The 11,517-nt window shown below is 57.5% G+C and carries 12 protein-coding genes; 7 read left to right on the forward strand and 5 right to left on the reverse strand.

Translation table 11 applies throughout. The features are described from left to right. Position 1: 1 nt before the first annotated feature. Both DIT72_RS07585 and DIT72_RS07590 read right to left on the reverse strand, forming a co-directional pair. Positions 2-1,186, reverse strand: a complete 1,185-nt coding sequence (locus tag DIT72_RS07585; protein WP_135954548.1) for a thiamine pyrophosphate-dependent dehydrogenase E1 component subunit alpha — start codon at positions 1,184-1,186, stop codon at positions 2-4. A gap of 170 nt (positions 1,187-1,356) precedes the next feature. Then, positions 1,357-1,899: a YaeQ family protein gene (locus DIT72_RS07590; RefSeq protein ID WP_135954549.1), complete on the reverse strand. Its 543-nt coding sequence runs from the start codon at positions 1,897-1,899 to the stop codon at positions 1,357-1,359. 68 nt (positions 1,900-1,967) lie between these two features. Here DIT72_RS07590 and DIT72_RS07595 point away from each other — a divergent pair, with 68 nt between their 5' ends. The 5 genes from DIT72_RS07595 (at position 1,968) to DIT72_RS07615 (ending at position 5,310) form a co-directional block, all read left to right on the forward strand. Beyond that, positions 1,968-2,327, forward strand: coding sequence for a CidA/LrgA family protein (locus tag DIT72_RS07595; RefSeq protein ID WP_135954550.1), 360 nt, complete (start codon positions 1,968-1,970; stop codon positions 2,325-2,327). Further along, complete coding sequence (locus tag DIT72_RS07600; RefSeq protein WP_135954551.1) at positions 2,320-3,051, forward strand: LrgB family protein; 732 nt, start codon at positions 2,320-2,322, stop codon at positions 3,049-3,051. The genes DIT72_RS07595 and DIT72_RS07600 overlap by 8 nt, the downstream gene beginning before the upstream one ends. Before the next feature lie 108 nt (positions 3,052-3,159). Further along, positions 3,160-3,366, forward strand: a complete 207-nt coding sequence (locus tag DIT72_RS07605; RefSeq protein WP_135954552.1) for a bacterioferritin-associated ferredoxin — start codon at positions 3,160-3,162, stop codon at positions 3,364-3,366. A gap of 96 nt (positions 3,367-3,462) precedes the next feature. Further along, entirely contained in the window at positions 3,463-3,939 is a 477-nt protein-coding gene (gene bfr, locus DIT72_RS07610) for a bacterioferritin (protein ID WP_135954553.1), read from the forward strand. A 12-nt stretch (positions 3,940-3,951) separates the two neighbouring features. Then, positions 3,952-5,310, forward strand: coding sequence for a phosphohexomutase domain-containing protein (locus DIT72_RS07615; RefSeq protein WP_135954767.1), 1,359 nt, complete (start codon positions 3,952-3,954; stop codon positions 5,308-5,310). Positions 5,311-5,462: 152 nt separating this feature from the next. Here DIT72_RS07615 and DIT72_RS07620 read toward each other — a convergent pair whose 3' ends face one another. Next, positions 5,463-6,548 carry a phospholipase A gene (locus DIT72_RS07620; protein WP_135954554.1) on the reverse strand — a complete coding sequence of 362 codons (1,086 nt, stop codon included), beginning with the start codon at positions 6,546-6,548 and terminating at the stop codon, positions 5,463-5,465. Between the two features lie 10 nt (positions 6,549-6,558). Further along, on the reverse strand, positions 6,559-6,897 hold the full coding sequence (locus tag DIT72_RS07625; RefSeq protein WP_135954555.1) for a hypothetical protein: 339 nt from the start codon (positions 6,895-6,897) through the stop codon (positions 6,559-6,561). 195 nt (positions 6,898-7,092) lie between these two features. Here DIT72_RS07625 and DIT72_RS07630 point away from each other — a divergent pair, with 195 nt between their 5' ends. Next, entirely contained in the window at positions 7,093-7,506 is a 414-nt protein-coding gene (locus DIT72_RS07630) for a c-type cytochrome (RefSeq protein WP_135954556.1), read from the forward strand. Positions 7,507-7,578: 72 nt separating this feature from the next. Here the strand turns inward: DIT72_RS07630 and rep are convergent, their stop codons facing one another. After that, a complete protein-coding gene (gene rep, locus DIT72_RS07635) occupies positions 7,579-9,597 on the reverse strand; it encodes a DNA helicase Rep (RefSeq protein ID WP_135954557.1) in 2,019 nt (672 codons plus the stop codon). A 142-nt stretch (positions 9,598-9,739) separates the two neighbouring features. Between rep and DIT72_RS07640 the strand changes: the two genes are divergently transcribed. Continuing rightward, positions 9,740-11,476, forward strand: coding sequence for an EAL domain-containing protein (locus DIT72_RS07640; protein WP_135954558.1), 1,737 nt, complete (start codon positions 9,740-9,742; stop codon positions 11,474-11,476). The last annotated feature ends 41 nt before the right edge of the window (positions 11,477-11,517 follow it).

An 11,517-nucleotide genomic window follows, 5' to 3' on the forward strand; every position in this document is an offset into this window, starting at 1 on the left:
ATCAGGCCCCTCCCTTGGCATGTTCGGCGCTCTTGGGGTAGGCGTCCGGGTGCCGGCGGATGTGAGCCTTGAGACTGTCGAACTGTTCGGCCAGGGCTGGCGGCACCTGGTCGTAGACATCACTCACCAGAGTATCCAGTGCCGGTGGCGGCCGCTTTTGTGCCCGCTTCATGGTTTCGAGAACCTCGCGGCGCATGTTTTCCTGCAGCTGCTTCTCGTCGTCTTCGTTCCACCACTTCTTGCTCTCGAGCCAGAGACGCATCCGCAGGATGGGATCTTTCTCGCGCCATACGGCTTCTTCGTCCTTGCTGCGATAGCCGGACGGATCGTCGGAGGAAGAGTGCGCAGCCAGGCGATAGGTCATGGTCTCAATCAGCACCGGGCGATTGTGTTCCACTGCCAGGGTGCGTGCCGCTCTGGTGGCTTCGTGGACAGCCAGGATGTCGTTGCCATCAACCCGGATCACGTCCATCTTGTAGCCGTAGGCGCGGGGCGCAACACCATCGGCGGCGAACTGCTCGGCGGCCGGGGTGGAGATGGCGTAGCCGTTGTTGCGGCACAGGAAAATCACCGGAACCCGGTGGACGGCCGCCATGTTCAGGGCGGCATGGAAGTCACCCTCCGATGCGGCGCCTTCGCCAAAATAGGTAATGGTGCAGTGGCCGTCGCCGGCCAGTTTCTGGCCGTAGGCGTAACCGGTGGCCTGGGGGATCTGCGTGGCCAGGGGCGATGAGATGGTCATGTAGTTCAGCTTGCTGGAACCGTAATGAACCGGCATCTGGCGGCCTTTGCCATAGTCCAGTTCGTTGCCGAACAGCTGGTTCATGAACTCGTCGATGGTGAAGCCGCGATACGCCAGGGCACCCTGTTCACGATACTGCGCCATGATCATGTCGGCATCGTCCAGTGCGGCGGCACTGCCGACGACTGCAGCTTCCTCGCCGGTGCACTGCATGTAGAAACTCAGGCGGCCCTGCCTCTGGGCGGCGAGCATGCGCTCATCGAGAATCCGGGTGGTGACCATCGCGCGGTAAATGCGCAGGGCCTTGTCTTTTTCGAGATCAGGCGCCTTGGCGCCCTTGTAGAGCGAGCCGTCCTGTTTCAGTAACTTGAAGGTGGGAATCCGGAATTCCGCACCGTCGGTAAATGCCGGGGAGTAAACAACTTTGGCTTTTGTTGTTGTCATAATCCTCTTCCTGGGGTAGTGGCCTGAGGAACAAAACACCCCTCGTGAGGGTGTCAATGTTTTATGAGTATAGCCAATCTGAAGGAACCTGGTGCGGCTCCGATCATCGTCGACCAAGGTTTACCTTAACGTAAACTGTATCGTTCTGGTAGACCCGAAAAGGTGATTTTTTAGACAGGGTAGAGCGGTGCGGGCGTCAGGCTGACGAGGGTTTCCTCGTTGCCGATATTGACGGTCCCGTCCTGGATGGTGCACTGCAGGTTCATGCCGCGCTCCGCCAGTTCGGCAAGTGGCTCGGTGGCTTCCGGTGGCAGGTTGATGATGGTGAGATTGTTGAAGCGGGTCAGTTTGCCCTGATGTTTTTCCCACCACAGGGGCACGGCCCGACCGCCATAGGTATACAGGATAACCCGGTCCGAGCGGTTGCAGGCTTTGCGCAGGCGGCTTTCGTCCGGCAGGCCCAGTTCGATCCAGAGTTCGATATCGTCACTCAGGCTTTTCTGCCACAGGTCCGGTTCGTCATCCGTGCTGATACCCTTGGTGAATTCCAGACTTTCACTGGCATTCAGTATGAAAGCCAGCAGGCGTATCATCATCCGCTCGTCAGTTTCCGACGGATGGCGGGCAATGGTGAGGTGGTGGTCAGCGTAGTAGTGCCTGTCCATGTCGGCGATGTTCAGTATCGCCTTGAAGATGGTTGCCTTGAGCGCCATTGGGCTTCCTGCTTAGGGTTGTCCGGGGCGACAGTGTAAATCAAATGTTCAGCAGAGAAACAACAGCCATGTCAATGTTGCGCGGTTTTCTGGTTCTGACAGTATTCTTTATCGCCGGCGAGGTCCTCAGGGTGTTGCTGGCACTGCCAGTGAGTGGTGGTGTTATCGGCATGATCCTGCTCACCCTGTTGCTGATGGTCAAGGGTTCCATCAGTGACAGCCTGGCGGGGGCGAGCCAGGCGCTGATTTCGGTGCTGGTGTTGCTGATCATGCCCGGGGTGGTGGGTGTGTTTTTTGTTGCCGATGAATTCGCGGGGCAGTGGCTGGCGGTTGGAATCGCGCTGGTGCTGGGAACACTGCTGAGTGTGCTGACCACGCTGTGGCTGATGAGGCGTTTCAGCGGCCAGGAGGTTGATGGTCATGACTGAGTTGTCGAACCGCTTTCAGGAACTGCTCGAACTGCTTTCCGTGAGCCCGGTGCTGGCGATCGCACTGACCTTCGGGGCATTTTTTGCGGGCAACCGTCTGTTTGAAGGTCTGAACCGTCCGGCGTGGCTGCCGCCGATCCTGATTTCGTCGATGCTGGTCAGTGCAGCGATTGCCATTCTGGCAATCGACTACGGTGATTATCGTGAAGGCGCCCAGTGGCTGTCCGTCCTGCTGGGACCTGCCACGGTGGCACTGGGTGTGCCACTGTACCAGCAGATGCATCATATCCGGGCGTTGTGGCGCCCCATTGTATTTACACTACCGGTGGCAGCAACGCTCGCCGCTGTTTATGCGGTGCTCATCGCCGCCTTGATGGGCGCCTCCCCGGAAGTGCTGGCATCACTGGCGCCTAAGTCAGTTACCGCACCCATTGCCATCGGCATCACCGAGCAGCTCGGCGGCTCCGTGTCCCTGATGATGGGTGGGCTGCTGATCACCGGCATCATGGCAACCCTGTTTGTGGACCTGCTCGCACGGCGGCTCTCGATCACAGATCCACGCATCCTGGGCCTTGCGCTGGGGTTGAACGGTCATGCCATCGGCACCGCGAGGGCGTTTGAGCTGGGCCCGACCGCAGGCGCGTTCGCTTCCCTTGGTATGGGCCTGACCGGCATCTTCACTGCCCTGATCCTGCCCCTGGCATTCAGCCTCACGGGCATTTGACGGGGCCTGATACATTTAATTGCACAAAAAACGCTCGCAGGGCTTGCAAACCCGCATGCAAATGACAATAATTATCAGTACCTTTCATTGGCCCTGTGAGTAACCTCCATGTACGTATGCCTTTGCCACGGTGTGACAGACAGAGAAATCCGCGAAGCTGCCGACAACGGCATCAGTTCCATGCGCCAGCTTGGGCGGGAACTCGGTGTGGGTACCCAGTGTGGCCGTTGCGCCTGCACTGCCCGGGAAATTCTTCGCGAGAGCCGTACACCTGATTATCTGGCCATGGCAAATATGCTCGCCCAGCCGGCCTGACCCTCGCTTGCTGCATTCATTTCCCATTTGTGATTTTTTCTCCTCGAGTGAAAGGCTATCCTTGTAAGTAGTTCACACTCAACATGGAGATCCGTCATGAAAGGCGACAAGAAAGTCATCCAGTTTCTTAACAAGGTGCTCGCCAACGAGCTTACCGCGATCAACCAGTATTTTCTCCACTCCCGCATGTACAAGGACTGGGGCATCACCAAACTGGCGGACAAGGAATACGAAGAATCCATCGACGAAATGAAGCATGCGGATCAGCTGATCGAGCGCATTCTCTTTCTGGAGGGATTGCCGAACCTGCAGGATCTGAACAAGCTGCTGATCGGCGAGAACGTCGAGGAAATGATTTCCTGTGACCTCAAACTTGAAATGATTGCCCACAAAGACCTCAAGGATGCTGTGATCTATTGCGAGCAGGTTCAGGATTTCACAAGCCGCGAACTGTTCCGCAGTATTCTGGACAGCGAGGAGGAGCATATTGACTGGCTCGAGACTCAGCTGGACATGATCGGCAAGATGGGGATCCAGAACTACATCCAGCTTCAGTCCTCGGCAGGGGAGTAAACGACCGTGACAATGGACCTGTCCTGTTTCAAAGCCTATGACCTTCGCGGCCGCGTGCCGGATCAGCTCAACCCGCAGCTGGCGGAACGGATCGGCCGCGCCTATGTGGAAGTGACCGGCGCGAAGCGGGTTATCGTCGGCTACGATATCCGCCTCACCAGCCCTGAAATTGCCGACGCCCTCAGTTCCGGCCTGATGGCCGCCGGTGCCGATGTCTTCGATATCGGCCTGTGTGGCACCGAAATGGTCTACTTCGCCACCAGCCATTACAAGATGGACGGCGGCATCATGGTTACTGCCAGCCATAACCCCCGTGACCACAACGGCATGAAAATGGTTGGCCCGGACTCGCGCCCCATCAGTTCCGATAATGGCCTCAACGACATCCGCGACCGGGTTCCGGAGCCCTTTGCTGACGCGCCAGAGCAGGGACGTTATGAGCCGCTTGAAGTCACCACCGCCTATATCGACCACCTGCTGGGCTATGTGGATGCCGGATCGCTCAAGCCGAAGACCATCGTGGTCAATGCCGGTAACGGCGGGGCGGGATTGATCATCGACGAACTGGAGCAGCACCTGCCGTTTGATTTCGTGAAAGTGCACCATGAGGCAGACGGTAACTTCCCCAACGGTGTCCCGAACCCCATTCTGGAAGAAAACCGTGCGGTGACTGCTGAAGCCGTCATCAATTACGGCGCCGCCATGGGCATTGCGTGGGATGGCGACTACGATCGCTGCTTCTTCTTTGACGAAAATGGCCGCTTCATCGAAGGCTACTACATCGTCGGCCTGCTGGCGGACCAGTTCCTCCGCAAAACCGGCGGCGGCAAGGTCATTCACGACCCGAGACTGACCTGGAACACCATCGACCTGGTCAAAGCCGCCGGTGGTGAAGCCATCGAAAGCAAAACCGGCCATGCCTTCATCAAACAGCGCATGCGCGACGAAGATGCGGTTTACGGCGGCGAAATGAGTGCCCACCACTACTTCCGCGACTTCGCCTACTGCGACAGCGGCATGATCCCCTGGCTGCTGGTCGCCGAACGCCTGTGCCAGTCCGGCCAGACATTATCGTCCCTGATCGACGCCCGCATCGAAGCCTACCCGGCCAGCGGCGAAATCAACCGCACCATCGCCGACCCGCCCAAGGTCATCGCCGCCATCGAAGCCAAATACAGCGTGGGTGCCAAAAGCGTCTCCCACGTCGACGGCGCAAGCATCGAATTCGACGACTGGCGCTTCAACCTCCGCATGTCCAATACTGAACCGGTGGTCCGCCTGAACGTGGAGTCGAGGGGTGATATTCCGTTGATGAAGGAAAAAACGACAGAGCTGTTGGCGGAAATGCAAAGGCTAAACGAGGAGGGCTAACCCAGGATTTTGGGGCCGGTCGGGGCGATACCCCTATCAGAAACTGTGCGGAGCCATGGATGGCGGAGCTCAAGCACCACATGGATGTGCTTGAGCGTGTTTCTGATAGGGGTGTCGCCCCGACCGGTCTTGTGCTAAAAGCCAGAAGCGACTCAAAGCCAGTCGTTCAGCATAATGCCGATACCAATCCGCTGAATCCGCTGATTGTAATCAATCAGACTCTCTCCGTAGCCGTTGAAATACTGAACATATCCCTTGATGGTATCCCCCATGGGAAAGCTGTAACCCAGCTCAACAGACGTCCTGTTATCCTCAGAGCGTAAATTGTTCTGCAGCGTCAGTGACAGCGTCCGGTCCTCGCTCCACTTGTAGACTGCTCTGTAATCGGCGTACCCCAGATAACGCTCAATATCCGGATTGTCATCCTCACCGCTGTTCTCCGGCAACCGGTACCAGGGCTTCACCATGAACAACCAACGGTCATAACTGTAAGCCGCTCTGGCGGTAATGCGGTTCCAGCTGCGGGAACGGGGCTCGGACTGGCCATTGGACTGATGATTCAGGCCCAGGGAGACCCCATTGAAGGTGCCCGGGCCGATATCATAGTCCATGGCATATCGCAGGAAGATCTCCGGCTCGAAATTGGTTTCACGGAACGGGGCGGAATCTTCCGTGTTATAAACCTGCCAGAACGACTTCTGGGTGTAGCCGAACCAGAGCGTTGTGCGGTTATCAAGCCAGCCGGTGAGCAGCGGTACCTTGAAACTGATCTGGTACTTGGCTTCCTGATTGTCGATGCCATGATCGTAACCGGCGGTGCCCAGTCTCGGGCTGTCGGGGGTTCGGTTGGCATTCTCCATGTAGCTGAAGGGGAGAATGTACATTGGCCGGTGGCCGACAAAACCGCCGGAAAACGAGAAAATGGCGCTTTCCGCTGCAACCTCGCGGTTCACAAGTGCTGACGCCACGCCGGAGTTTTCACCCTTGCCCCCGGCTTCCAGCTCCTCAACGGCCTCGTCGTCCGTTGCCTGCTCCCGGGCCGCCCGCGGATTGTTGATGGCATCGTAGCAAGCCAGTCGCTGGACTCCGTCCCTGATCAATGCACAGTCCTGTGGTGACAGATCGTCAAACGCCGTTTCTGTTTGCGTCGGTGTTTCTGCCGCAGTGGCCGATGCCGCGCCAAGGCAGAAAATGAGACCGGTGGCTTTCACGGACCGTAAGTTGAAAATGACTGGCATTGCGATGTCCTTATGCGTTGGAGAGACTGATCCATGTATTGGCGATGCCATAGGCCCAGACGCCAAGCAGGGTCAGCACCAGCAGTGAAAAAACAATTTTGTGACGGGTTCTTCGCTCCGCCGCTGCCGCTACTACCCAGCGTAAGTACATCAGGCCGATAAAACAGATAAACACTGCCAGGCTGGCAGCCGCAGGGATCAGCAGCCAAACAGGGCTGAGCTCTGCTCCGCTCCCGGTGCGGCTGGAAAACCAGGCCATGGAGACCAGCAGTACTGCCAGTGCCGAAAACTCGGCGATCAGCAGAGGTTTGCGCCACGGATGGGGTTGCGGTTTGTTCGCATCAGGCATAAATTCCGACCTTCGGACTCTGTTTTTGTGTATGTTACCCGTAATAGAGAGGTAGGGCCTCCTGACTTACGAAATGGCAACGAAACCGATTGAAATCGGACGTTCATTTTGCACTTTGGTTTTTTTGCCTCGCCGCAGCCGCTATAATGCTGCCACTGATTATTATAACGCCCAATTGCGAGGTGCATTGTGAAGATGAAGAGAGTCCTGGCTGCCGTATTGCTTGGTTTCGGCCTGACAACAGGCGCCGTAATGGCGAATGTTGAAGATGAAATTCGCGCTCGTATCGCTCCCGTAGGAGATGTTTGTGTACAGGGTGAAGACTGTGGGCAGGAAGCAGCGCCGGCTGAAACCGCCAGCACTGAACCCCGTGCCGGTAACGAGGTCTACGATGCCGCCTGTGCAGCCTGTCATGCTTCCGGTGCCGCGGGTGCACCCATAATGGGCGACGCCGGTGCCTGGGAAGGTCGCATCGACAAGGGACTTGAGACACTGGTCGATCATGCCATTAACGGCTTCAATGCCATGCCGGCCAAGGGCGGCTGCTCCAGCTGTTCCGATGAAGAAATTGAAGTGGCCGTCGAGTATATGGTTGAGCAGGTCGAGTAAGCTGCCACTGTAATGCCTTCGATCCCAAAAGCCCCGCACCGCGGGGCTTTTGCGTGACGGGGCCTGCAGGTTTCAGCTTCCCAGATCACCCAGCAGGGCACTCAGCGTGGCCTTGCCCTTTTTCTGATTGGCTTCCACGTCCAGGTCACCGGTACCTTCCCAACGCAGGTCGTCTCCCGGCAGTTCATCCAGAAACCGGCTGGGGATGGTTTCCAGCTTTTCGCCGTATTGCTTGCGCTGTGCGGCATAGGTAAGCGTCAGGGTTTCCCGGGCCCGGGTGATACCGACGTACATCAAGCGCCGTTCCTCTTCGATATTACCCTCTTCGATGCTGGAGCGGTGGGGCAGGATTTCCTCCTCAAGGCCCATGATGAATACGTGGGGAAATTCCAGGCCCTTGGACGCGTGCAGGGTCAGCAGCTGGACCTTGTCACTGTCGTCTTCCTCTTCCCGTTGCTCCATCATATCCCTCAGGATCAGGCGGCTGATGGCATCTTCGATGCCCATCTCGTCAGCTGTGCCCTTGCCATCATCCAGCATGCGCCGGATCGACTCCACCAGGTACCAGATATTCTCCATCCGCCGTTCCGCCTGTTTCGGTGAGCCGGAGTGGAGGTGCAGCCATTCTTCGTATTCAATGTCGGTGAACAGCTGTTTGATCACCGGAATCGGCTCTTCCCCGAGCAGCCGGCCGCAGGTGCTGTCCACCCAGTGGGCGAAGCGACGCAGGCGATCCAGTCCCTTTTCGGTGACATGGGTTTCGGCACCCATGTCACCGAGTGCCCGGAACAGGCTGACATTGCGAGAGCGAGCGTAATGGCTCAGCTGCTCCAGGGTGCGGGGCCCGATCTCCCTGCGCGGCACGTTCACTACCCGCAGGAACGCAGCATTGTCATCCGGGTTTACCAGCAGGCGCAGATAGGACATGGCGTCCTTGATCTCGTTCTTGGAAAAAAACGACTGGCCGCCGGAGATACGGTAAGGAATCTGGTAGGCCTGCAGTTTCATTTCCAGCAGGCGCGCCTGGTGATTGCCGCGGTAAAGCACGGCGAAATCCCGGAAGGCCTGGCCTTTCTTGAGTTTCTGGTCAAGGATTTCCGTGGCCACCCGCTCGGCTTCCGCGTCCTCGTTGCGGCAGCGTACGATGCGCAACTCATCGCCGGTGGTGTGGTCGCTCCAAAGGGCCTTTTCGAACACGTGGGGGTTGTTGGCGATGACTGTATTGGCGCAACGCAGGATACGAACGGTAGAGCGATAGTTCTGCTCCAGCTTGACGATTTTCAGGCTGGGGAAGTCTTCCTTCAGTTGTGCAAGATTCTCCGGCCGGGCGCCGCGCCAGGCATAGATGGACTGGTCGTCATCGCCTACCACCGTGAAGGCGGCACGCTCCGCCACCAGCAGTTTTACCAGTTCGTACTGGCACACGTTGGTGTCCTGATATTCATCCACCAGCATGTAGCGGATTTTCCGGCGCCATTTCTGCAGCACCTCGGGGTTGTCACGGAATAATTGCACCGGCAGCAGGATCAGGTCATCGAAATCGACCGCGTTGTAGGCCTTGAGATATTCGTTGTAGTAGCGGTAGATAATGGCAATGCGCTGTTCTCGTTCATCCGCCGCCCGGCTCCAGGCGTCCTGGGGGCTGCGCATGGCGTTCTTCCAGGATGAAATAGTCATCTGCACGTCGGATAGCTCGTCACCGGCATCTGCGCTGGCCTCGCGCATCATCAGGTCCTGCAGCAGGGCCTTGGCATCTTCCGCGTCAAAGATGGAAAAGCCGGGGTGGTAGCCCAGGTGCTCGTGCTCCTCGCGGATCATGTTCAGCCCGAGGTTATGGAATGTCGAGACAATCAGCCCCCGGGTCAGTTTACGATCCACCAGGCGCCCGACACGCTCTTTCATCTCCCGGGCTGCCTTGTTGGTAAAGGTGAGCGCGGCAATGTGTCGCCCCGGAATACCCAGGTGCTCGATCAGGTAGGCAACCTTGCGGGTGATCACACTGGTCTTGCCGCTGCCGGCACCGGCCAGTACCAGCATGGGGCCATCCGCATACCGGACGGCTTCACTCTGTCGGGGATTGAGCATGTTCACAATATCGGCGCCAAATCGGAATTTTGTGGGTAAACCCGGGAGGCGGATATTCTACACCAGCCGGACTTCGTGTACCTTGGGGATCTATCAGCTATTCTTGAGGAGCGGAGATGTTTGCTCACCAGCAACGGGACGTTTGTTGATGACCCTGGCAGTACAATCGTTTGATTCCGGCCGTGTGCGCCTGCTGGTATTGACAGCCGAGTACTCGGATTTCCTGTGGCTGGGTGCATTGCTGGCAGGCGACGGCGAGATGAATGCGGATCTGACATGGTGTCCGGACCTGATTGACTGTGATGACCTGATTCACAACACCCACTTTGACGTCATCCTCTGGGACTGTGTTTTTCATGGTGGATCCGAGGATGCCTTCCTGCAATACCTGTCGGCGTCCAGCAATGAAAAGCCGGTGCTGGCCATGAGTGCGGAATTGCCGTCAGAGCGGGCGCCAGGGCTGTTTTCCAATGGTGCTGCGGATTATCTTTGTCGCCGGGAGCTTGACGCCTGGAGCCTGCGCAGGGCAGTCCGGTGTTTGTGGTACCGGCAACAGCTGTCGGAGTACGCCCATGGTCGGCTGGGCAGGGAAGTCGCCAGTGGATTTATCAATCGCGACCTGTTTTTCGATCGCCTGCAACAGGCGCTGCTGAGGGCAGAGCGGGCCGGTGAGCGGCTGGCCCTGCTGCATATCAATCTGGATGACTTTCGCAGTTTTAACGAATCCTTTGGCTACCAGAAAAGCGACCAGATCATGCTCAAGCTGGCTGAACGCCTGCGCCTTAATCTGCGTCGAATGGATTCGTTGATGCGAATTGGTGGCGATGAGTTCGCCATTATTGTCGAGAAAGTGGAAGACTCCCTGGATATAACCCAGATTATCCGCAAGGTTGTGAATGCTATTGGTGAACCACTGAGCATCGATGGCCAGAATGTGGTGGTCAGCGCCAGCCTCGGCGTTGCCACCTATCCCGAGGCCGGCGAAAGCGCCGAGAACCTGATGCGCAGAGCCAACCGCGCCATGTTCGAGGCCAAGCGTGATCCCGGCACCAGCTACCGGTTTTACGATCGCCAGTTGCACATTACTGCCGGCTACCAGCTGCGTCTGGAGGCGGATCTTCGCAATGCCCTGCGGGGTAACGAGCTGGAAGTTTATTACCAGCCACGCATTGACCTCGCTTCCGAGGAAGTGCGCGGAGTGGAATGCCTGTTGCGGTGGAATCACCCGGAGCGGGGAGTGGTAGGCCCGGATGAATTTATTCCCGTGGCCGAACGTAGCGGGCTGATCGTACCTATTGGTTACTGGGTCATTGAACAGGCATGCAGGCGCCTGCAGGAATCCTCGGAGCTGGGTCATCCGGGGCTGGTATTTGCGGTCAACCTGTCCTTCCGTCAGTTTCACGACCGTAAAATGACCGAGACCATATTCCGCATCATCTTCAATGCCAATGTGGACACCAGTCTGCTGGAGCTGGAACTTACCGAAAGCGCCATGATGCACGATCCGGAATACGCCCAGCGATGTCTGCGTGAGCTCAATCAGCTGGGTATCAGTTTTGCCCTTGATGATTTCGGTACCGGTTTTTCCTCCCTCAGCAATCTCCAGCACCTGCCCATCTCACTGGTTAAAATCGACAAGTCCTTCGTCCAGGAGCTGGGGCGGTCGGCGGATGCTGAACACATCATTCGTGCCATCATCAGCCTGGCCCACAGCCTGCAGATCAGTGTGGTGGCAGAGGGTGTGGAAACCGAAGGGCAACTGGAATTCCTGCGCCAGCACCATTGTGACGAAATCCAGGGTTATTACTACGCACGCCCCATGCCCTGGAATGATCTTGTTCAATTCCTGGACAACCGTAGCCGCTCTGCTTGCCTGCAGCAATAAGCCGCTGTACCTTTGCGCTTTGACTCGTAAGCATCAGATGA

The sequence above is a fragment of the Marinobacter orientalis genome, assembly GCF_004792665.1.
Taxonomy (GTDB): domain Bacteria; phylum Pseudomonadota; class Gammaproteobacteria; order Pseudomonadales; family Oleiphilaceae; genus Marinobacter; species Marinobacter orientalis.

Coding starts and splice junctions, on each gene's coding strand:
- DIT72_RS07615 (WP_135954767.1), top strand. CDS start 3,952: ATGGACCTGTCCTGTTTCAAAGCCTATGACCTTCGCGGCCGCGTGCCG.
- DIT72_RS07625 (WP_135954555.1), bottom strand. CDS start 6,897: ATGCCTGATGCGAACAAACCGCAACCCCATCCGTGGCGCAAACCTCTG.
- DIT72_RS07605 (WP_135954552.1), top strand. CDS start 3,160: ATGTACGTATGCCTTTGCCACGGTGTGACAGACAGAGAAATCCGCGAA.
- DIT72_RS07620 (WP_135954554.1), bottom strand. CDS start 6,548: ATGCCAGTCATTTTCAACTTACGGTCCGTGAAAGCCACCGGTCTCATT.
- DIT72_RS07640 (WP_135954558.1), top strand. CDS start 9,740: ATGACCCTGGCAGTACAATCGTTTGATTCCGGCCGTGTGCGCCTGCTG.
- DIT72_RS07600 (WP_135954551.1), top strand. CDS start 2,320: ATGACTGAGTTGTCGAACCGCTTTCAGGAACTGCTCGAACTGCTTTCC.
- DIT72_RS07595 (WP_135954550.1), top strand. CDS start 1,968: ATGTCAATGTTGCGCGGTTTTCTGGTTCTGACAGTATTCTTTATCGCC.
- DIT72_RS07630 (WP_135954556.1), top strand. CDS start 7,093: ATGAAGAGAGTCCTGGCTGCCGTATTGCTTGGTTTCGGCCTGACAACA.
- bfr (WP_135954553.1), top strand. CDS start 3,463: ATGAAAGGCGACAAGAAAGTCATCCAGTTTCTTAACAAGGTGCTCGCC.
- DIT72_RS07585 (WP_135954548.1), bottom strand. CDS start 1,186: ATGACAACAACAAAAGCCAAAGTTGTTTACTCCCCGGCATTTACCGAC.
- DIT72_RS07590 (WP_135954549.1), bottom strand. CDS start 1,899: ATGGCGCTCAAGGCAACCATCTTCAAGGCGATACTGAACATCGCCGAC.